Genomic DNA, 19,032 nt, shown 5'->3' with positions numbered 1-19,032 from the left:
GCGTCCAGCCAGGGGGCCGGGTTTTTCTGTGCACCTCGTCGTGCACCTCGTCGTGCACCTCGTCGTGCACCTCGTCGTTCACATCCTCGGACGAGAGTCAGTTCACCAAGCGTGATCCCGGGTTGATCCCGCCATCCACCCAGCATCCACCCACCCGTGGTTCATCTATGTGAACAGAAATCACGTGCCGATCTATTGACGTGCTCAGGCCACCCTCTCGACACTCACTCGCAGGGAAAGCGCTTTCCGGACCGCACTCTGGATCTCATCCCTGGAGGCCGAACGATGCACACGACGCACGTGAGACCCGTCATGGCGACCGCGAGCGCAGCTCTGGTCGCAGGCCTGCTCGTCGCGGTGTCCGGTACGACGGCGCACGCCGCGACCACCCGGTACGAGGCGGAGGCCTCACCGGCTGTCTGCACCGGCACGATCGACTCCGACTGGACCGGATACTCGGGCAGCGGATTCTGCAACGGCACCAACGCCGCAGGCGCGTACGCGCAGTTCACCGTGACCGCACCCGCATCGGGCACGGCGACACTGTCCGTCCGCTTCGCCAACGGCACCACCGCGGCGCGGGCCGCGAGCGTCACCGTGAACGGTGCGACGGCCGCGACCACGTCCTTCGAGGGCACCGGCACCTGGACGGCGTGGACCACCAAGACGCTGACCGTGCCCGTGAGTTCGGGCAGCAACGTCATCCGGATCAACCCCACGTCCTCCACCGGGCTCCCCAACATCGACCACCTCGACGCCAACGTGCCCGACGGCACCACCACACCGCCGCCGTCGAGCTCCGCGCTGTACGTCTCGCCGAGCGGGACGGACTCCGCGGCCGGTACGGTCTCGGCCCCCACCACCCTCACCTCGGCGATCAGCCGGATCACCGCCGGCGGGACCATCTACCTGCGCGGCGGCACATACGCCCACTCCTCGACCGTCACCATCCCGGCCGGCAGCTCCGGGACCGCCGCCGCCCGCACGAAGCTCTCCGCCTACCCGGGCGAGACCCCGGTCCTCAACTTCTCGGCACAGAGCGAGAGTTCATCGAACCGCGGGCTCCAGCTCAACGCCTCGTACTGGCATGTCTACGGCATCGTCGTCGAGCGCGCCGGGGACAACGGGATCTACGTCGGCGGCAGCGACAACGTCATCGAGCGGACCGTGACGCGGTTCAACCGGGACACGGGGCTGCAGTTGGGGCGGATGGCCTCCAGCACGCCCACCGCCGACTGGCCGTCGGACAACCTCATCCTGAGCGCCGAGTCGCACGACAACGCCGACTCCGACGGGGAGGACGCGGACGGGTTCGCGGCGAAGCTCACCACCGGGACGGGGAACGTCTTCCGCTACGCCGTGGCCCACAACAACATCGACGACGGATGGGACCTCTACACCAAGCCGGACACCGGTGCCATCGGGCCGGTGACCATCGAGGACTCCCTCGCCTACGAGAACGGCACGCTCAGCGACGGTTCGCAGGCCGGGAACGGGGACCGCAACGGCTACAAGCTCGGCGGTGACGACATCGCCGTGAACCACATCGTCCGGCGCAGCATCGCCTACGACAACGGCAAGCACGGTTTCACGTGGAACAGCAACCCGGGGACCATGGCGGTCTCGGGCAACGTGAGCATCGACAACACCGAGCGGAACTTCAACTTCGACGGTGGTACGTCGGTGTTCCGCGACAACACCTCGTGCCGGAGCGGCAGCGGTACGAACGACCGGATCATCGGTAACTCCGACAGCTCCAACCAGTTCTGGTCCGGGACGAACGGGGCCCGGTGCTCCTCGTACGACGGCGGCATGAACTGGTCCTTCGGCAGCGACGGCAGCCTCGACGTCACCTTCGGTTGAGGGCGTGACCTCGGTTGAGGACGTGACCTCGGCTGAGGGCGTGACCTTCCGTTGAGGTTTGCCCCCGCTCGGAACGGTTCGGTTCGCCGTTCCGAGCGGGGGGCCAAAGCTGTCGGTGGTGGCCCGGCTCGCCGGCGCTCAGCCCTGTGGCTCGCTGATGTTGACCATCCACGGGATGCCGAAGCGGTCCGTGCACATGCCGAAGACGTCGCCCCACATCTGCTTGTCGAGGGGGACGGCGACCGTGCCGCCGGCGGAGAGCTTCTCCCAGTAGCCGCGCAGTTCGGTGTCGTCGTCGCCGCTGAGGCTGACGGAGAAGTTGGTGCCGGGGGTGTGGTCCATGCCGGGCGGGGTGTCGGAGGCCATCAGGGTGAAGCCGCTCGGGGTCTCCAGCATGCCGTGCATGATTTTGTCGGACTCGGGAGCGTCCGGTTGGCCGAAGCTGCCGTAGGTGTTCAGCGACAGCTCGCCGCCGAAGACCTCCTTGTAGAACTCCAGCGCCTGCCGGGCGTCGCCGTCGAAACTGAGGTACGGGTTGAGCCGCGAGACCATGAAAACCTCCCTGAAACGGGCAAACGGTCAGTTGCCCGGAGACTAGCCCCCGGCACTGACAACGGCATGCCGGGCGCCTTCCGCGGCCGACTCCGCCGACCGACTCCGGCGTCCGCCCGCCCAGTTGTGGCCGCCGCCACAAACGGAACGGGACGCTTCAGGTCTTCACACAGTACCCATCGGTAGCAGGGGCCTCTGCTGTTACTTTCGGTTTCAAGATTCCCTGGAACCCCCACCGAGGCCCCCCATGCCCAGCACATCCCTTTCGCCTTCCCCCGCCCCTTCGCCTTTCCCTTCCCCTTCCTCTGTTCTCCGCGCGGGCGGTCGGCACCGTAAGACCAAGGCCCCCAACCCGGCGCTGCGCCGGGCGGCCGTGATCGCGGTGGTCGCCCCCGTCGCCGGGACGATCCTGGCCGGGCCGTCGGCCTTCGCCGCCGACAAGGCCACCGCCAAGGCGGGCACCACCGAACTCGACCCCACCGAGCAGAAGATCGCGGACAACCTGAACACGCGCAGCCAGGACACCCGGCTCGGCAGCACGCTCAGCGGTGTCGTCATCGACGCCAAGTCCGACAAGGTCGTGTGGGGGCACAACGCCGACACCGCGCTGATGGCCGCATCCAACACGAAGCTCGCGACCTCCACCGCCGCGCTGACGGTGCTCGGCCCGGACCACCGGCTCACCACGAAGGTCGTGTACGGCGACGGCACGCTCACCCTCGTCGGCGGCGGCGACCGCACCCTGACGACCGACGACCTCGACGCGCTCGCCAAGACCGCCGTCGCCGGGCTGAAGAACGCCGGGCTCACCTCGGTGAAGGTCCGTATCGACGACAGCCTCTTCCCCGAGCCGACCCTCGCCAACGGCTGGAACACCGGCTACTACCCGGACTCCATCGCACCGGTACGCGCGCTGGTCGTCGACTCGCACAACGTCGAGGACACCTCCCTCGACGCGGGCGGCGTCTTCGCGGGGCTCCTCGCCGAGCGGGGCGTCACGGTCGACGGCGAGGTCACCCGCGGCGTGGTCGGCAAGGGCGACGTGCCCGTCGCGACGCACACCTCCGACAAACTGTCCACCGTCGTGAAGCAGATGCTCAAGGTCAGCGACAACGACATCGCCGAGTCGCTGCTGCGCCTCACCGCGATCGGCGCGGGCCGCGCCGCCACCTTCGAGGACGGGACCGCGGTCGTCCGCGACGTCCTCACCCGGTACGGCATCTCGCTGGACCACTTCGAGATGTACGACGGCAGCGGGCTGTCCCGCGCGACGCGTATCCCGGCGCGGACCATGGCCGACATCGTCGACCTGGCCGCCGATCCGCGGCACAGCCAGACGCTGAAGTACATCATCGACGGGCTGCCCGTCTCCGGTGAGGCGGGCGCCACCCTGGGCCCGGAGTTCGGCCGCTTCGACACCGCCGACTCGCAGTGCGCCGTCGGCCAGGTCAAGGGCAAGACCGGCACCCTCACCGGCGCGGTCGCGTTGAGCGGTCTGACCAAGGACCAGGACGGCGACTGGAAGGTCTTCTCCTTCATCGAGAACGACTCCACCGCCGGCCCGTCCGACATCAAGGACGCCCTCGACGGCCTCGCGGCCACGGTCAACGGCTGCTGGGTGTGACGGCGGGAGCCGAGGGGGCGAGAAAAACTGTGATCACGGCAGCAGGATTTCGGTGGGGCCGCTGAAGTCTCCGTACGGGAACCCGCCCGACTCCCCGGTGTCGGCCGGGACTTCGCGGGCGGACGGTGAGGGTGGCGACGGCGGCCACGGCCGCTCTGACCGCTCCGGTGGCGCGTAAGAAAACTGGTGGCGCCGGAGGAGAAAATCGGCCGGGGTGGAGCGATGTTTTTATCGGTGTTCCGCCGGTATTCTTTCTGTATTTTTCCGGGCGGTTTTTGTTCTCCCCGCGTCGATTCCGTCCGTGCTAGGGTGGGCGTGAATTGCAGTTGTGGTTGCCATTTTCCGGTTCCCGGGCAGGTGATCATCACAGCGATCAGGGAGCCTGCGAGGTGCGGGTTCCAGTACTGCCACAGGAGAATTGACATGGCCACCGGTACGGTTAAGTGGTTCAACGCGGAAAAGGGCTTCGGCTTCATCGCGCAGGACGGCGGCGGCGCCGACGTCTTCGCCCACTACTCGAACATCGCCACCCAGGGCTTCCGTGAGCTTCAGGAAGGCCAGAAGGTGACCTTCGACGTCACGCAGGGCCAGAAGGGCCCGCAGGCGGAGAACATCGTTCCCGCCTGACGTCCGCATTACCTGACGCTCCGCGCATACACGGCGGAACAGAGGGCCCGCACCTTGAGGTGCGGGCCCTTTTCGTTGCCCGGCGCCGGTGGCCGCGGGCGCGGCGGTTCAGCCCGTGACCTCGAACGACGTTCAGCCCGTGACCTCGAACGACGCGGCGGGCGACACGAACTCCGTGTCGCCGTCCTCGGCCGTCGCCAGCGCCGAGATGTGCCAGGTGCCCTTGGCGAGGCCGGCCGCCTCCGCCTTCGTGACCTTGAGTGTGTAGGTGCAGCGGGACGTGTCGTCCGAGGTGCCGCGGCACTCGGCGCTGTCCACGTGCGTCATCTCCGCCTCGGTCGGGTCGAGCTTCGAACTCGCGGGCCAGGCGATGACCTTGAGGCCCTGGACGCCCGAGTTGTCGCTCACGTCCGCGGTGAAGGTGAACGAGCCGGCCTTGCCGCCGGTCGGGGCGACGTAGCGCGCCGACGTGTTCTCCACGGTGAGCTTCGTGGCGGCCGAGGCGAGGGCGAGACCACCGGCGGCCACTCCGCCGAGGGCGAGGACACCGACGACGGACGAGACGATGATGCGCTTGGACATGGGAAATCCCCCTGAATTCATTGCGGACGGAAATACACGGAAAGGTGAATCGCGGTGGAGCGATTCCCGCTTTCGATGTGATCGAGCTTATGGAGCGGGGTATATCCCGGTCGTCGCGCTGCGGGACGATTGCCCCCGTCGAACCGCAGGTAGAGGTCTATAACCCAGGTTCAAGAGGGACCTCCGCCTTCAGCCGGACTCGGGGCGCCGACCCGTGGCCCTAGCCTTGTCCCGCGATGATTCGAACAGATGACGACCGGCTGCTCCCGGTCCTGCTGATCTGCGCCCAGGCCCTGGTGTGGCCCGGGGCGGCGCTGGTGCGCGGTACGGTCCCGTCCGGGTCCGCGCTGCTGGTGGCGGCCCTGGTCGCCGGAGTGGTGACGGCCGCGCTCGCGCTGCGCCGTACCCGCCCGGTGGTCGCCCTCGTCGTGGTCGCGGCCGCGTGCGCGCTGGGTGCCGGGCCGCTGCCCGCCGGGGCGATGGCCGTCCTCGGCACGGCGGGGGTCGCGCTGGCCCTGTTCACCGTGGCGACCGAACGCGACACCTTCACCGCCGTGTTGTGCGGGGTGGCGCTCGCCGTCTGGCAACTCCTCCAGAACATCAGCCTGCACGGGCTCAGCGACCGCGACGGCCTCGACCTCGTCCTCACCGCCCTGCTGTACGCCGGCGCGTGCGGCGCCGGCCTCCTCGTACGACGGAACCGGCGCGCACGGCGGGCGGCCGAGCGGCGGTTGAAGCGGGCCGAGACCGAGCGGCATCGGCTGCCGGCGGTCGAACGGCGGCGGATGGAGCGGGAGTTGCACGATGTCAGCGCCCACCATCTGACGGCCGTCGTCGTCACGGCGGGCGCGGCGCTCGGGCTGCGCGACCGGCGTCCCGAACTGGCTGCGGAGGCCTTGGAGTTCGCGGTCGAGACGGGCCGTGAGGTCACGCGCGCGCTCAGCGCCGTACGGGCGCCGGCGCCCTCCCGCGAGGATCTGCCGTCGCCGGAGGAACGGCTGCTGGACCTCGTCGCCGGGTTCCGGCGCCTCGACCAGCAGGTGGACTGCGAGATCGACCCGCTGCCGGACGGTGCCGTAGCGGACGCGGCGTACGGCATCGTGCGCGAGGGCCTGACCAACGTGGCCCGGCACGCGCCCGGCGCGCACACGAAGGTGGTCGTCCGGTACGGCGACACCCGCACGGACGTCGTGGTCACCAGCGCGGCCCCGCCCACCGGTACGGCGGCCCACGCGGCGGGCCTCGGCGGCGGGCGCGGCCAGGGATTCCTGCGGTCCCGGGCCCGGGAGGCGGGCGGCACGCTGCACAGCGGCCCCACGGCGGACGGCGGTTGGGAGATACGCGCGGCCCTGCCCGGCCGCACCACCACCCAGGTCGAACAGTCCGCCCCGCGCGGCTACCGCCTGGCCCAGGTGATCGCCGCCGTCGCCCTCGTCCTCCAACCACTGCTCCCGGTCCTGGTCATCCGCGCCGAGACCACGTCGAGCGGGTCGCATGTCTCCGCGGGCATCCTCTTCGCCCTGCTCGCGGCGGCCCAGGCGGTCGCCCTGCTCTGGCTGCGCCGCGCACCCCGCACCGCCCTCGGCGCCCTCCTCGGCCTGGCCCCGCTCTGGCCGCTGGCGATGGCCGTCGGCGACTACACCGGCCCGGCCTTCCTGCCCCCCGCCCTGAGCATGCTGGCCACGTGCGCGGCTCTGGCGGGGGAGGCGGCGCGTGCGGTGGCGGATCCTGCGGAACGCACGGCCGCGGCCCCCGTTCGTACGGCCGACGAGCCGTCCCCTGCCGAACGGCCCCGCCATGTACGCCTGTTGGCCCTCCCGGGCACGGCGGCTCTCCAGGTCGCGCCCGTGGCGATCGCGGCCGTACTCGTGCACGCCCTCGCCGCCACCGTCGCCGTACTGGACCACGGCACGACGGCCCCCGACTGGGCGGTCGCCGTGGGGGCGTCGGCCGGGGCGGTCCTGGCGGTCGGCGCCGCCCGCTGGGGCGGCACCCTGCGTGGGCGGCGGGTTCTGGCGGTTCGGGGGACACAGGAGGAACGGCTCACCGTCTGGACCGAGGAGGCCGTGCGGGACGCGTGGGCGGAGCGGCGGCGGATCGCGGCGGGGCTGGAGACGACCGTGCTGTCCCGTACCGCCGACATGGTCGGGGAGGCGGAGGCGGGCCGGCTCGACGCGACCGCCGAACGTGCCCGTGAGGCCCTGGCCGCGATGCGCGCCCTGCTCGACGCGGTCCGGGAGAGCGAGGGCGAGGACGAGGCGGGGGCCCGGCGCCGTCCGCAGCCCACCCTCCAGGCGCTCGACCTGCTCGCCCACCAGTGCCGGGCCACCGGCCGCGACGTCGAGATACGCCTGACCGACCGCGTACCGCAACGCCTGCCCACCGCCGTCGACCTGGCCGCCTACCACGCCGCCGAGACGGTCCTCGCGGCCGGTGGAGACGAACCCGCGATGCTCGAACTCGACGCCGACGACGGTACGTTGACGCTCACGGCCACCGGGGTGCCGCGCGCCGCGCGCCCCGCCGTACGGGAGCGGCTGACGGCCCGGATCGCACCGCTCGGCGGCACCCTGACCACAGGCGGGCCGGGTACGGTCCACCTCCGGCTGCCGCTCGCCGCGGCGCCCGTGGAACAGGGCCGCGCGACAGACAAGGAAGAGGGAAGTGAGCGATGAGCCTCAAGGTGCTGGTCGTCGACGACCAGGGCATCGTACGGGCGGGGTTCGCCGCCGTGATCGACGCCGAGGACGACATGACGGTCGTCGGTGAGGCCGCCGACGGGGCCGAAGCGGTCCGGCTCGCCCAGGAGTTGGCGCCGGACGTCGTCGTCATGGACGTACGCATGCCCGAGCTGGACGGTATCGCCGCCACCCGCATCATCACCGGCCGCGAGGACGCGCCCCGCGTGCTCGTGCTGACCACCTTCGACCTCGACGCGTATGTCTTCGACGCCCTGCGCGCCGGAGCCTCCGGGTTCCTCCTGAAGGACGTGCACGCCGCCGAACTGCTGGCCGGCATCCGGGTGGTGGCCGCCGGCGAGAGCGTGCTCGCCCCGTCCGCGACCCGCCGCCTCATCGGCCACTACGCCTCCGGAACGGCCCCGGGAGCGGGGGACGGCAGCGTCCCCCGCGTACTCGAAACCCTCACCGGCAGCCAGCGGAACGTCCTCGGCCTGGTCGCCACCGGCCTCACCAACGCGGAGATCGCCGAGGAGCTCGGCATCACCGTCGGCACCGTGAAGTCCCACGTCAACGCCCTGCTGCGCAAACTCGGCCTGCGCGACCGCGTCCAGGCGACCATCCTCGCGTACGACCTGGGCCTCGCCCGCCCGAACCCACCGGGCGCCCACCTCTGACGGCCCGTACACCCCTCCCGCACCACAGCTGAGGAGCACACCGCCCGTGACCGGCACCGATACCGATACCGATTCCGGCCGATCCCTGCCGCGCCGATTCCCGCATGGCCGCTCGCGCCCCGCCGCAGGCGACATCCTCGCGCTCGTCTATCTCGCGGCCTGCGTCGCCCTGCTGATCTGGGCGATCGTGGTGAGCTCGGGCGACGGCTCGGACGGGTCCATGGCGGCCGTCATCCCTCTCCTGGCCACCGCGCCGGTCAGCTTCGTCTGGCTCGTGCTGCCGGACGGCGCGGTGACACTCGTCGTCGCCGTCGTCCTCGGCGGCCTGGCCAACGCCGCACTCATCACCTGGTGCGCCCGCGCCCTCCGCCGGGGCAACCGTCCGGACCCGACGCCCTGAGCCGTGCCTACTTGGTGAGGTGCTCGTCCAGGTCGCCGAGCACCTCGTCGGCGGCGGTCACGCCGAGGCCGAGGTACCAGGTCTCGTCCGGGACGTCGTAGGCGTGGCCGGACTTGACGGCGGAGAGGTTCTTCCAGAGCGGGTTGCTCTGGGCGGCGGACTTGTCGGTGGCCTTCGGGTCGCCGTAGACGCCGGTGAAGATGTAGTCGGCGTCGGCCTGGTCGATGTTCTCGGCGCTGATCTCGGCGGCGAGGTCCTCGATGTCCTGGTTCTTCGGACGCGGGACGCCGACGTCCTTGAGGATCGTGCCGATGAACGAGGCGTTGGCGTAGAGGCGGATGACGCCGTCCGGCATGAAGCGGACCATCGAGACGGTCGGCTTGTCGGCGCCGAGCTTCTTGCCGAGCGCGTCGGCCTTCGCCTCGTAGGCCGCCAGCTTCTCCTTCGCCTGGGCCGTCTTGTCGAGGGCGGCCGCGTTGAGGAGGTAGTTCTCCTTCCAGGTGAAGCCGGGGCGGACGGAGAAGACGGTCGGCGCGATCTGGGACAGCTCGTCGTACTTGTCGGCGGCGCGCAGCTGGCTGCCGAGGATCAGGTCGGGCTTCAGCGCGGCGATCGCCTCCAGGTTGAGGCTGTTGATCGTGCCGACGTTCTTCGGGCTGCCCGCGTCCTTCTTCAGGTACGACGGCAGCTCAGGGGAGCCCTCGGTCGGGGCGAGGCCGACCGGCTTGATGCCGAGGGAAACAACGTTGTCGAGCTCGCCGACGTCGAGCACGACCACGCGCTTGGGCTCGGCCTTCAGCTCCGTCTCGCCCATCGCGTGTTCGATGGTGCGCGGCCACTCGCCGGGCGCGGCGTCGGTGCCCATCGCGGCGGTCTTCTTCGCCGCGTCCGCGAAGTCCTTGCCCCCCTTGGCGACGTCCTTCTTGTCGGCGGCGCCGGCGGAGGCCCCGGCGCCCGACCCCTCCCCGTCGGAGGAACCGCCGCACGCCGTCAGGGAGAGCGCGGCGGCGAGGGCGAGGGCTGCGGCGGCGGTGCCGCGGCGGCGGAGGGACATGGGGAGGGCTCCCGTCGTAGAACTTAGGTACCCCTTACTTTATGGGCTTCCTGTGGGCCGGGACATCCTGGAGCGTGTGGCGCCGGACACCCGGAGGGCCCGGAACCACCAGCGGACCACCCGTCACCGGGTCCGGTACGACGACCGAGGCGAGCCCGAAGACGTCCTGGACGAGGTCGGCCGTGACGATGTCGGCGGGCGGGCCCTGCGCCACGATCCGGCCCGCCCGCATGGCGATCAGATGGTCGGCGTAGCGCGCGGCCTGGTTGAGGTCGTGCAGCACGGCGACCACCGTACGGCCGCGCTCGTGGTTCAACTGCCGTACGAGATCCAGGACTTCGACCTGGTGGGCGATGTCCAGGTAGGTCGTCGGCTCGTCGAGCAGCAGCAGGTCGGTGTCCTGGGCGAGGGCCATCGCGATCCACACGCGCTGGCGCTGACCGCCCGACAGTTCGTCGACCGGGCGCTCGGCGAGGTCGGTGGTCCCCGTGCGCTCCAGCGCGTGGGCGACGGCCGTCTCGTCGGCTTCGGACCACTGCCGCCACCACTTCTGGTGCGGCTGCCGCCCGCGCGACACCAGGTCCGCGACCGTGATCCCCTCCGGCGGCACGGGCGTCTGCGGCAGCAGCCCGATCACCTGCGCGATCCGCCGCGTCGGCACATGCGCCAACTCCGCCCCGTCGAGCAGCACGGCACCCCGGCGCGGCTTCAGCAGCCGCCCCAGGGCCCGCAACAGGGTGGACTTGCCGCAGGCGTTGGGGCCGACGATGACGGTGACCTTCCCGTCCGGGACCTCCAGGTCGAGGTCCTCGACGACGGTACGGTCCTCGTAGGCGAGGGTGAGGCCGCGCGCGGCGAGACGGTTGTCGGGCGCGGCGGCGTCGCCGTCGCGGGTGGTGCGGCGACCCCGGGTCGGCTGTGGCTGGTCGCGCGGTTCCCCGCGCTCCTGGGCCGGCTGCCGTTCGGCGTGGCCGGAAGCTTCGACTCTGTTGTGGTCGGTGGTCACGCGGTTCCTCCGGAGTGGGTGCCGCGGGTGCGGATGATCAGCCACATCAGATAGGGGGCGCCCACCAGGGCGGTGAACACGCCGACCGGCAGTTCCAGTGGCGAGAGCAGTTTGCGGGCCAGTACGTCCGCGACGACCACGATCAGCGCGCCCGTCAACGCCGAGCACACCAGCGGAGTGTGCGGGGTGCGGGTCAGCCGCCGGGCGATCTGCGGGGCGAGCAGCGCCACGAAGTCGACGGGACCGGCGGCCCCGGTCGCGACGGACGCGAGGACGACCCCGAGCACGCTCAGCCCGATCCGCACCCGGCCGAGCCGGAGTCCGAGCGCGGTGGCCGTGTCGTCGTCGAACGCCGCGCTCCGCTGCGCGCGGGCCGCCCACAGCAGGAACGGTACGAGCAGCAGCAGGACCGTCGCGAGCGGTGCGGCCTGGTCGTAGCCGCGGCCGTTGAGCGACCCGGTGAGCCAGGTCTTCGCCTGCTGGGCGACGAGATAGTCGCCCTTGGTCACCAGCAGCCGGGTCAGGGAGCCGAGCGCCACCGAGATGCCGATGCCGACGAGCACGAAACGGGAGGCGCTGAGCCCGCCCCGCCAGGCGAGTACATAGACGAGGAGCGCGGCCAGCAGTCCGCCCACGACGGACACGTACGGCAGGACGGCGTACGAGGTGAGGCCGAAGGTCATCGCGGCGACCGTCGCCGCGCCCGCGCCGTGCGTCACCCCGATGACGTCGGGGCTGGCGAGGGGATTGCGGGCCATCGTCTGGATCAGCGCCCCGGACAGCCCGAACGCGATCCCCACCAGCAGCCCGGTCACCAGCCGCGGCAACCGCAGCGTGCCCACGACCAGTTCGTCCGGGCTGGGCAGCCCGACCAGCACGCGCACGACCTCGGCGGGCGAGACGAAGGACTCCCCGACGCACAGCGACACGACCACGGCGGCCGCGAGCAGCACGCCGAGCACGACCGCCACCACGAGGGCCCGACGGTGCACCAGGAAACTGCTCCCCCGCCCGGCCCGCACGACGGCGTGCCCGGCGGGCCTGACGGAGAGGGACGCGCGCGGCTCGATGACCACAGGGTCCGGTTCGTCGACGTACGTCATGCCGCCGCCACCGCCTTCCTGCGCACCAGCGCGATCAGGAACGGCACACCCGCCAGCGCGGTCATGACGGCCACCGGTACCTCCGAGGGCCGTACGACGATCCGCCCGAGGACGTCCGCGAGGAGCAGCATCACCGGGCCGAGCAGCGCGGCCATCGGCAGGAGCATGCGGTGACCGGGGCCGACGAGGGCGCGGGCGATGTGCGGTACGGCCAGGCCGACGAAGGCGATGGGGCCGGCCGCGGCGACCGCGGCGCCCGTGAGGACGGTCGCGCCCAGGGCGCCGGTCGCCCGCAGCAGGGCGACGTTGCGGCCGAGCCCCCGGGCCATGTCGTCGCCCAGCGCGAGCGCGTCGAGGCCGCGGGCCATGGCCAGCACCAGCAGCAGACCGGCGAGCAGGAACGGCCAGACCTGGCCGGCGATCGTCGCGTCCCGCCCGCTGATCGAACCGACGTCCCAGAACCGGAACTCGTCCAGTGCCCGCGCGTTGGTGGTGAGGACCGCCGAGACGACGGAGGCGAGGAACGCGTTCATCGCCGCCCCGGCCAGCGCCAGCTTCACCGGCGACGCACCGCCGCGCCCGCCGCTCGCGACGGCGTAGATACAGACCGCCGCGACTCCGGCGCCCGCGAAGGCGTACCAGACGTACCCGGTCAGGGTGTGCACGCCGAGGAAGGCGATGGCGACGACGACGCCCAGCGAGGCGCCCTGGCTGATGCCGAGGATGCCGGGCTCGGCGATCGGGTTACGGGTGATGCCCTGAAGGACCGTGCCGGCGACGGCCAGCGCGACGCCGACGAGCACACCGATGACCGTCCGCGGCACCCGCAGGGCCCGTACGACCTGGGCGTCGTCGCCGCTGCCGCCGTGCACCAGCGCGTCCCACACCGCCGAGGGCGGGATCGTACGGCTGCCCACGGCGAGGCTGAGCAGCACGGCCAGCGACAACAGGAGAAGGGCGGCCACCAACCAGCCGACGCGGCGTCCTACGACCCCCGACATCGACATGCATGCACCCTTCTCCCTCACTTCCCCGCTCTCAGCAGCTAAGGCTTGCCTAAGAGTACGGGGTGGGAGAAGGGCGGCTTCAGCCCGTCCCGGCCGGCGTCAGAGGCCGAACTCCTGGGGGGACAGGCCGAGTGCCGCGCACGCCTCGCGCAGGACCTGCTCCTCGGCCGGGGCGATGAAACCGTCCGCACCCGCCACCACGAAGCCGGTCTGTACGACCGCCCGCGCCTCCGTCGGCTTCTTCGCGGCCTTGGCGATCTCCTGCATGGCCTCGGTCTTGCCCTGCTGGAAGTTGAAGGACAGCTGGTCGACGTGCTTGTTGAAGCGCTGCCGCAGCTGGTCGGCCGGGAAGTTCTGCAGGACGTCGTTGTTCAGGATCAGCGACTCCACATGTTGCCGCTCGGCCGGGTCGACATTCCCGTCGGCGGCGGCGACCAGGGCGCACATCGCCATGCTGGCGTCCCGGTAGGCCCCGCTCTTCAGCTCCGTCTTGAGGGAGGTGAGCTGGGACTTGAGCGCGCTCACCAGCTGGGCCTTCGAACCGCCCCTGGACCCCGAGGATCCCGAGGACCCCGTCGGTCCCATGGACCCCGCACCCGGCCGCCCGTGTCCGCCGGCGCCCCGCGCTCCCTGCGCCTGCTGCAGACCCTTGGCCTGGTCCTTGATCCGATCCCACATCGCCATGCGTGCCACCTCGGCTTCAGCCCATGTCGTTCCGGTTGTCCCGGTTGTCCGCGTGAGTTCCCCGCGTCCTCCTGTCAACGCCTGCCGCACCCTGGGAAGTTCCAAGGCCGGGCACAGGGCGAAGCGCGGGGCTGGGCGAGTTCGTGGCTGTCGTGGGGTCCTGCTCCGGTGAGAAAGGCGGGTCTCAGCGGCCGTTGCCCTTGGCGGGGGCGCGGCGGCGGCTCTGGGAGGGGCGGCTTCGGCGTCCGCGTGAAGAGGAGCCCGGGCGCGCGGGGCGTTCCTCGGTGACCGGCGGCGCGAGGACGACGGGCACACCCGACGGGGCCTGGGCGCCGGTGATCCGGTTCAGGTCGGCGCCGCCCGAGCGGACCCGGGTGGTCGTCGGGGTGATGCCGGCGTCGGCCATCAGCCGGGTCATCTCGCGGCGCTGGTGCGGCAGGACCAGGGTGACGACGGTGCCGGACTCGCCGGCGCGGGCCGTACGGCCGCCCCGGTGCAGATAGTCCTTGTGGTCGCCGGGCGGGTCGACGTTGACGACGAGGTCGAGGGCGTCGACGTGGATGCCGCGGGCCGCGACGTTGGTGGCGACCAGGGCCGTGATGTGACCGTCCTTGAACTGGGACAGGGCCCGGTTGCGCTGGGACTGCGACTTGCCGCCGTGCAGGGCGGCGGCGCGCACGCCCACGGCCAGCAGCTTCTTGGCCAGCCGGTCCGCCCCGTGCTTGCTGTCCAGGAACATGATCACCCGGCCGTCGCGGGCGGCGATCTCGGTCGTGGTGGCGTGCTTGTCGTCGTCCTCGACGTGCAGCACGTGGTGGTCCATCGTCGTGACGGCGCCCGCGGACGGGTCGACCGAGTGGACGACGGGGTCGTGGAGGTAGTCGCGGACCAGCCGGTCGACGTTGCGGTCGAGGGTGGCCGAGAACAGCAGCCGCTGCCCGTCGGGGCGGACCTGGTCGAGCAGGGCGGTGACCTGCGGCATGAAGCCCATGTCGGCCATCTGGTCGGCCTCGTCCAGGACGGTGATCGCGACCCGGTCCAGCCGGCAGTCGTCGCGGTCTATGAGGTCCTTGAGCCGTCCGGGCGTCGCGACGACCACCTCGGCGCCGCCGCGCAGCGCGCTCGCCTGACGTCCGATGGACAGGCCGCCGACGACGGTGGCGAGCCGCAGGCGCAGGGCGTGGGCGTAGGGGGTGAGGGCGTCGGTGACCTGCTGGGCCAGTTCCCGGGTGGGTACGAGGACGAGGGCCAGCGGATGGCGGGGTTCGGCCCGCTGTCCCGACGTACGGGCGAGCAGGGCGAGGCCGAAGGCGAGCGTCTTGCCCGAGCCGGTGCGACCACGGCCCAGGACGTCCCGGCCGGCGAGCGAGTTCGGCAGCGTCGCGGCCTGGATGGGGAACGGGGCGGTCACCCCTTCGGCACCGAGGGTCTCCAGCAGCCGCGCGGGCAGTTCGAGGTCGGCGAACGCCTCGACGGCCGGCAGGGCGGGGGTGACGGTGACCGGCAGCGCGAACTCACCGCCGACGGCCGCGGCGGCACGGCCGCCACCGCCACCGCCACGACGGGTCCGGCCGTTCTTGGCCGAAGCGTTCCTGGCGGTGCCGTTCTTCGCCGGGCTGTTCTTGGCCGAGCTGTTCTTGGCGGTGCCGTTCTTCGCCGAGCCGTTCTGGGCGGAAGTGGTCCTCGCCGAGCCGTTCTTGGCGGAAGCGGCCTTCGCCGAACCGTTGGTGGACGAACCGTTCTTGGCCGATCGGGAAGGTGTGGTCTGGTTGCCCGTCCCCTGCGAGCCCTGCGAGCGGGCGCGGGAGGCGGAGCTGTTGTTCGTACGAGCCGTGCGGTTCATGGGGGACCTTCCTCGATGCGGCACTGTCGCACACGAGCCGAGGCCCGCACCCCGAAGGTGCGGGCCCCGGCTCATGCATACGCGTCAGGGTCAGGCGGGAACGATGTTCTCGGCCTGCGGGCCCTTCTGGCCCTGCGTAACGTCGAAGGTCACCTTCTGGCCCTCCTGAAGCTCGCGGAAGCCCTGGGTGGCGATGTTCGAGTAGTGGGCGAACACGTCCGGGCCGCCACCCTCCTGCTCGATGAAGCCGAAGCCCTTTTCCGCGTTGAACCACTTCACGGTGCCAGATGCCATGTTGTAACTCCCTTGATGCAGTGCCCGGAACCGCACCTTGCGGACCCGGCGTCGCAGCAACGATTTGACCCGACGGGAGATCTGAAAACCCCGGAAAGTCCCGGAAACAAAAAGAGTGCTCGTCGACGGAAGGTCGAAGAGCACTCAGAAGCCTCTGGTAACCAAAACTGCCACTTCATGCGAATGTAGCACAGCCCTGTGCGGTGCGGGAGTGATCACACGACTTCGTTTCCCGGAGCCGGGCGGCGGCGCCGTCACCTGCGGCGCAGCCCCGCGATGAGGAGTCCGACCAGTCGGCGGGCGTCGTACTGGGGATTGTTCTCGGCGCCGATGCACAGGTTTCCGACGCCGCGCATGAGCTGGAGGGCGCCGACGTCGGAGTGGATCTCGCCGGCCTCGGCCGCGGCGTCGAGCAGGTGGCCGCACACGGGCACGAGCCGGTCGAGGAAGTAGGCGTGGAGGGCCTCGAAGCCGGCGTTGTCGGACTGGAGCACGGCGGCGAGGCCGTGCTTGGTGACGAGGAAGTCGACGAAGAGGTCGATCCAGCTCCCCAGGGCGGCGTACGGGGTGGGGCCGGCCGCCAGCAGGGCCGGGCCGGCCTCGGCGCAGGCCTCCACCTGGTGCCGGTAGACGGCGACGATGAGATCCGCGCGCGTCGGGAAGTGGCGGTAGATCGTGGCCGTACCGACGCCGGCCCTGGCCGCGATGTCGCGCACCGGCGCCTCCACGCCCGACTCGACGAAGACCGCTGCGGCCGCGTCCAGCAGCGTCTCCTGATTGCGCCGGGCGTCCGCCCTCTTGGGCCTGGCCGCCCGTGCGTCCTGGCCCGCGACCGCGCCACCGCTCCCGCCGCCGTTCCCGCTGTCGTCCATCGTTTCGCTCCCTCCGCCGCCGAGCGTGCCACATCCACCGGCCTTGTTAAACGGGACGCTGTTCCGTATCGTCAAACGGGACGACGTTCCGTTTAATCGCCGCTTCTCGGAGGAGACCCGTCATGCAGTACCGCACCTTGGGCCGCACCGGTGTGCAGGTCAGCTCGCTCGCGCTCGGCGCGATGAACTTCGGCAGCATCGGACGCACCACCCAGGAGGAGGCCACCGCCCTCGTCGACGCCGCCGTGGAGGCGGGGATCAACCTCATCGACACCGCCGACATGTACGGCGACGGCGAGTCGGAGGAGATGGTCGGCAAGGCCGTCGCAGGGCGCCGCGACGACATCGTGCTGGCCACGAAGGCGGGCATGCCGATGGGCGACGAGCGCAACCACCGGGGCGGTTCGCGCCGCTGGCTGGTCACCGCGCTGGACGACAGCCTGCGCCGGCTCGGCGTCGACCACGTCGACCTCTACCAGATCCACCGCTGGGACCCGGCCACCAGTGACGAGGAGACCCTGTCGGCCCTCACCGACCTCCAACGCGCGGGAAAGATCCGCTACTTCGGCTCCTCCACGTTCCCCGCCCACCGCATCGTGCGGGCCCAGTGGGCCGCCCACGAGCACCACCTGAGCCGCTACGTCACCGAACAGCCCAGCTACTCGATCCTGCAGCGCGGCATCGAGGCCCATGTGCTGCCCGTGACCGAGGAGTTCGGGCTCGGCGTACTGGTGTGGAGCCCGCTGGCCTCGGGCTGGCTGTCGGGCGCGGTCCGCGAGGGCCGGGAGGTCACCACCAGCCGCTCGGCGTTCATGCCGGCACATTTCGACACCACCCTGCCCTTCAACCGCGCCCGGCTCGACGCCGTCGAGCAGCTGGCGAAGGTCGCGGACGAGGCCGGCCTGACCATGATCCAGCTCGCCCTCGGATTCGTGACCGCGCATCCCGCCGTGACCAGCGCGCTCATCGGCCCCCGCACGCCGGACCATCTGCGCGCGCAACTCGCCGCCGCCGACACCGTGCTCCCCGCCGACGTGCTCGACGCGATCGACGCCATCGTCGCCCCCGGCACCGACCTCGCCCCGCACGAGAAGTACGACACCCCGCCCGCGCTCCTCGACCCGTCACTGCGCCGCCGCTGACCGCCCGAGGGGCGGCGCCCCTCGCCGTATCCGCCCACTCACTGAAGGGACCAACGGCTTCATGCCACCCACCCCCCGGCCCCGCTTCGGGATCATGACCGCCCCCATGCAGGTCGACTACCACGACGTCCTACGGGTCTGGCGCGAGGCGGACGCGATCCCGGAGATCGAGCACGCCTGGCTGTTCGACCACCTCATGCCGATCGGCGGCGACCCGGCCGGTCCCATCTACGAGGGCTGGACGCTGCTCTCGGCCCTGGCCGCCCTGACCCGGCGACTGCGGCTCGGCGTCATGGTGAGCAGCAACCGCTTCCGGCCGCCCGCGATGCTGGCCAAGATCGCCACGACCGTCGACGTCGTCTCCGGCGGCCGGCTCGACTTCGGGATCGGTGTCGGCTCACGCCCCAGCCCTCCGGAGGCCCATCGCGAGTACCCGGCCCACGGTCTGCCCTTCCACGACACCGCCCACGCCGTGGAGAGCCTCGCCGAAGCCTGCACGGTGATCCGGCGGCTGTGGACCGAGGACGAGCCGTTCGACTTCCACGGCACCCACCACCGCCTCACCGGAGCCTTCGGCAACCCCAAACCCGTCCAGCGACCCCACCCGCCGATCCTCATCGGCGGCCGCGCCTCCGCGACGCTCCGCGTGGCCGCCGAACACGCCGACCTGTGGAACATCCCGGGCGGCGACCTCGACGACGTCGTCCGCCGCAGCGCCCTCCTGGACCGGTACTGCGCCGAGATCGGCCGCGACCCCGCCGCGATCACCCGCTCGATCCACCTGCCCGTCTCCTACGAGCACCCCGGCGCCACCCGCGCCGCGATCGCCGACGCCCTCGCCGCCGGCTTCCACCACATCGTCCTCGGCCTGCCCGCGCACTACCCCGCCGATGTCGCCCGGTGGCTCACCGACGAGATCATCACGAGGTCGGGACCTGATGCTCATGCGGGGGCCGCGTCATAGAGTGAAAAGGATGTAGAAAAAAGGATGTAGTGGGATATATCGAGGGAAAGAACCTCGGTG

At 71.3% G+C, this 19,032-nt stretch carries 18 protein-coding genes; 8 read left to right on the top strand and 10 right to left on the bottom strand.

The window, feature by feature from the left end; translation table 11 throughout:
- The first annotated feature begins 312 nt into the window (after positions 1 to 312).
- A complete protein-coding gene (locus JIX56_RS22180) occupies positions 313 to 1,863 on the top strand; it encodes a carbohydrate-binding protein (RefSeq protein WP_257542948.1) in 1,551 nt (516 codons plus the stop codon).
- Between the two features lie 138 nt (positions 1,864 to 2,001).
- On the opposite strand, the gene JIX56_RS22175 is transcribed toward JIX56_RS22180, so the two are convergent.
- A complete protein-coding gene (locus tag JIX56_RS22175; RefSeq protein ID WP_257542947.1) occupies positions 2,002 to 2,415 on the bottom strand; it encodes a VOC family protein in 414 nt (137 codons plus the stop codon).
- 247 nt (positions 2,416 to 2,662) lie between these two features.
- On the opposite strand from JIX56_RS22175, the gene dacB reads away from it, so the two are divergent.
- Positions 2,663 to 4,039: a D-alanyl-D-alanine carboxypeptidase/D-alanyl-D-alanine endopeptidase gene (gene dacB, locus JIX56_RS22170; protein ID WP_257542946.1), complete on the top strand. Its 1,377-nt coding sequence runs from the start codon at positions 2,663 to 2,665 to the stop codon at positions 4,037 to 4,039.
- Positions 4,040 to 4,462: 423 nt separating this feature from the next.
- Positions 4,463 to 4,666 (top strand): cold-shock protein, encoded by a 204-nt coding sequence (locus JIX56_RS22165; protein WP_257542945.1) that lies wholly within the window; start codon positions 4,463 to 4,465, stop codon positions 4,664 to 4,666.
- Positions 4,667 to 4,798: 132 nt separating this feature from the next.
- On the opposite strand, the gene JIX56_RS22160 is transcribed toward JIX56_RS22165, so the two are convergent.
- Positions 4,799 to 5,248, bottom strand: a complete 450-nt coding sequence (locus JIX56_RS22160; protein WP_257542944.1) for a DUF5707 domain-containing protein — start codon at positions 5,246 to 5,248, stop codon at positions 4,799 to 4,801.
- Positions 5,249 to 5,484: 236 nt separating this feature from the next.
- Between JIX56_RS22160 and JIX56_RS22155 the strand changes: the two genes are divergently transcribed.
- The 3 genes from JIX56_RS22155 to JIX56_RS22145 are packed head-to-tail and all read left to right on the top strand — an operon-like array spanning position 5,485 to position 9,003.
- Positions 5,485 to 7,923: a sensor histidine kinase gene (locus JIX56_RS22155; RefSeq protein ID WP_257542943.1), complete on the top strand. Its 2,439-nt coding sequence runs from the start codon at positions 5,485 to 5,487 to the stop codon at positions 7,921 to 7,923.
- The gene (locus JIX56_RS22150) at positions 7,920 to 8,603 is read left to right on the top strand and encodes a response regulator (protein WP_257542942.1); all 684 of its coding nucleotides are present in this window, start codon (positions 7,920 to 7,922) and stop codon (positions 8,601 to 8,603) included. The genes JIX56_RS22155 and JIX56_RS22150 overlap by 4 nt, the downstream gene beginning before the upstream one ends.
- 46 nt (positions 8,604 to 8,649) lie before the next feature.
- A complete protein-coding gene (locus JIX56_RS22145; RefSeq protein ID WP_257542941.1) occupies positions 8,650 to 9,003 on the top strand; it encodes an SCO4225 family membrane protein in 354 nt (117 codons plus the stop codon).
- A 7-nt stretch (positions 9,004 to 9,010) separates the two neighbouring features.
- Here JIX56_RS22145 and JIX56_RS22140 read toward each other — a convergent pair whose 3' ends face one another.
- The 8 genes from JIX56_RS22140 to JIX56_RS22105 all read right to left on the bottom strand — a co-directional run bounded on the left by JIX56_RS22140 (position 9,011) and on the right by JIX56_RS22105 (position 16,866).
- Positions 9,011 to 10,057, bottom strand: coding sequence for an ABC transporter substrate-binding protein (locus JIX56_RS22140; RefSeq protein WP_257542940.1), 1,047 nt, complete (start codon positions 10,055 to 10,057; stop codon positions 9,011 to 9,013).
- 34 nt (positions 10,058 to 10,091) lie between these two features.
- Positions 10,092 to 11,063 (bottom strand): ABC transporter ATP-binding protein, encoded by a 972-nt coding sequence (locus tag JIX56_RS22135; RefSeq protein ID WP_257542939.1) that lies wholly within the window; start codon positions 11,061 to 11,063, stop codon positions 10,092 to 10,094.
- Positions 11,060 to 12,166, bottom strand: a complete 1,107-nt coding sequence (locus tag JIX56_RS22130) for a FecCD family ABC transporter permease (RefSeq protein WP_257542938.1) — start codon at positions 12,164 to 12,166, stop codon at positions 11,060 to 11,062. Before JIX56_RS22130 ends, JIX56_RS22135 begins: the two co-directional genes overlap by 4 nt.
- Positions 12,163 to 13,167 carry a FecCD family ABC transporter permease gene (locus tag JIX56_RS22125; protein ID WP_443032059.1) on the bottom strand — a complete coding sequence of 335 codons (1,005 nt, stop codon included), beginning with the start codon at positions 13,165 to 13,167 and terminating at the stop codon, positions 12,163 to 12,165. Before JIX56_RS22125 ends, JIX56_RS22130 begins: the two co-directional genes overlap by 4 nt.
- A 105-nt stretch (positions 13,168 to 13,272) precedes the next feature.
- Positions 13,273 to 13,857, bottom strand: a complete 585-nt coding sequence (locus JIX56_RS22120) for a tellurite resistance TerB family protein (protein WP_257542936.1) — start codon at positions 13,855 to 13,857, stop codon at positions 13,273 to 13,275.
- 184 nt (positions 13,858 to 14,041) lie between these two features.
- Complete coding sequence (locus JIX56_RS22115; protein WP_257542935.1) at positions 14,042 to 15,700, bottom strand: DEAD/DEAH box helicase; 1,659 nt, start codon at positions 15,698 to 15,700, stop codon at positions 14,042 to 14,044.
- Between the two features lie 90 nt (positions 15,701 to 15,790).
- Positions 15,791 to 15,994 carry a cold-shock protein gene (locus tag JIX56_RS22110; protein WP_031482971.1) on the bottom strand — a complete coding sequence of 68 codons (204 nt, stop codon included), beginning with the start codon at positions 15,992 to 15,994 and terminating at the stop codon, positions 15,791 to 15,793.
- A 254-nt stretch (positions 15,995 to 16,248) separates the two neighbouring features.
- On the bottom strand, positions 16,249 to 16,866 hold the full coding sequence (locus JIX56_RS22105) for a TetR/AcrR family transcriptional regulator (protein WP_257542934.1): 618 nt from the start codon (positions 16,864 to 16,866) through the stop codon (positions 16,249 to 16,251).
- A gap of 122 nt (positions 16,867 to 16,988) precedes the next feature.
- Between JIX56_RS22105 and JIX56_RS22100 the strand changes: the two genes are divergently transcribed.
- Positions 16,989 to 18,008 (top strand): aldo/keto reductase, encoded by a 1,020-nt coding sequence (locus tag JIX56_RS22100; RefSeq protein ID WP_257542933.1) that lies wholly within the window; start codon positions 16,989 to 16,991, stop codon positions 18,006 to 18,008.
- Positions 18,009 to 18,069: 61 nt separating this feature from the next.
- Complete coding sequence (locus JIX56_RS22095) at positions 18,070 to 18,972, top strand: LLM class flavin-dependent oxidoreductase (RefSeq protein ID WP_257542932.1); 903 nt, start codon at positions 18,070 to 18,072, stop codon at positions 18,970 to 18,972.
- Positions 18,973 to 19,032 lie beyond the last annotated feature (60 nt).

The sequence above is a fragment of the Streptomyces sp. CA-210063 genome (genome assembly GCF_024612015.1).
In the GTDB taxonomy this organism is placed as follows: domain Bacteria; phylum Actinomycetota; class Actinomycetes; order Streptomycetales; family Streptomycetaceae; genus Streptomyces.
The sequence above is the reverse complement of the archived record's forward strand: the minus strand, read 5'-3'. Positions and strand labels throughout refer to the sequence as shown.

Coding starts and splice junctions, on each gene's coding strand:
- JIX56_RS22180 (WP_257542948.1), top strand. CDS start 313: ATGGCGACCGCGAGCGCAGCTCTGGTCGCAGGCCTGCTCGTCGCGGTG.
- JIX56_RS22175 (WP_257542947.1), bottom strand. CDS start 2,415: ATGGTCTCGCGGCTCAACCCGTACCTCAGTTTCGACGGCGACGCCCGG.
- dacB (WP_257542946.1), top strand. CDS start 2,663: ATGCCCAGCACATCCCTTTCGCCTTCCCCCGCCCCTTCGCCTTTCCCT.
- JIX56_RS22165 (WP_257542945.1), top strand. CDS start 4,463: ATGGCCACCGGTACGGTTAAGTGGTTCAACGCGGAAAAGGGCTTCGGC.
- JIX56_RS22160 (WP_257542944.1), bottom strand. CDS start 5,248: ATGTCCAAGCGCATCATCGTCTCGTCCGTCGTCGGTGTCCTCGCCCTC.
- JIX56_RS22155 (WP_257542943.1), top strand. CDS start 5,485: ATGATTCGAACAGATGACGACCGGCTGCTCCCGGTCCTGCTGATCTGC.
- JIX56_RS22150 (WP_257542942.1), top strand. CDS start 7,920: ATGAGCCTCAAGGTGCTGGTCGTCGACGACCAGGGCATCGTACGGGCG.
- JIX56_RS22140 (WP_257542940.1), bottom strand. CDS start 10,057: ATGTCCCTCCGCCGCCGCGGCACCGCCGCCGCAGCCCTCGCCCTCGCC.
- JIX56_RS22130 (WP_257542938.1), bottom strand. CDS start 12,166: ATGACGTACGTCGACGAACCGGACCCTGTGGTCATCGAGCCGCGCGCG.
- JIX56_RS22125 (WP_443032059.1), bottom strand. CDS start 13,167: ATGTCGGGGGTCGTAGGACGCCGCGTCGGCTGGTTGGTGGCCGCCCTT.
- JIX56_RS22120 (WP_257542936.1), bottom strand. CDS start 13,857: ATGGCGATGTGGGATCGGATCAAGGACCAGGCCAAGGGTCTGCAGCAG.
- JIX56_RS22115 (WP_257542935.1), bottom strand. CDS start 15,700: ATGAACCGCACGGCTCGTACGAACAACAGCTCCGCCTCCCGCGCCCGC.
- JIX56_RS22110 (WP_031482971.1), bottom strand. CDS start 15,994: ATGGCATCTGGCACCGTGAAGTGGTTCAACGCGGAAAAGGGCTTCGGC.
- JIX56_RS22105 (WP_257542934.1), bottom strand. CDS start 16,866: ATGGACGACAGCGGGAACGGCGGCGGGAGCGGTGGCGCGGTCGCGGGC.
- JIX56_RS22100 (WP_257542933.1), top strand. CDS start 16,989: ATGCAGTACCGCACCTTGGGCCGCACCGGTGTGCAGGTCAGCTCGCTC.
- JIX56_RS22095 (WP_257542932.1), top strand. CDS start 18,070: ATGCCACCCACCCCCCGGCCCCGCTTCGGGATCATGACCGCCCCCATG.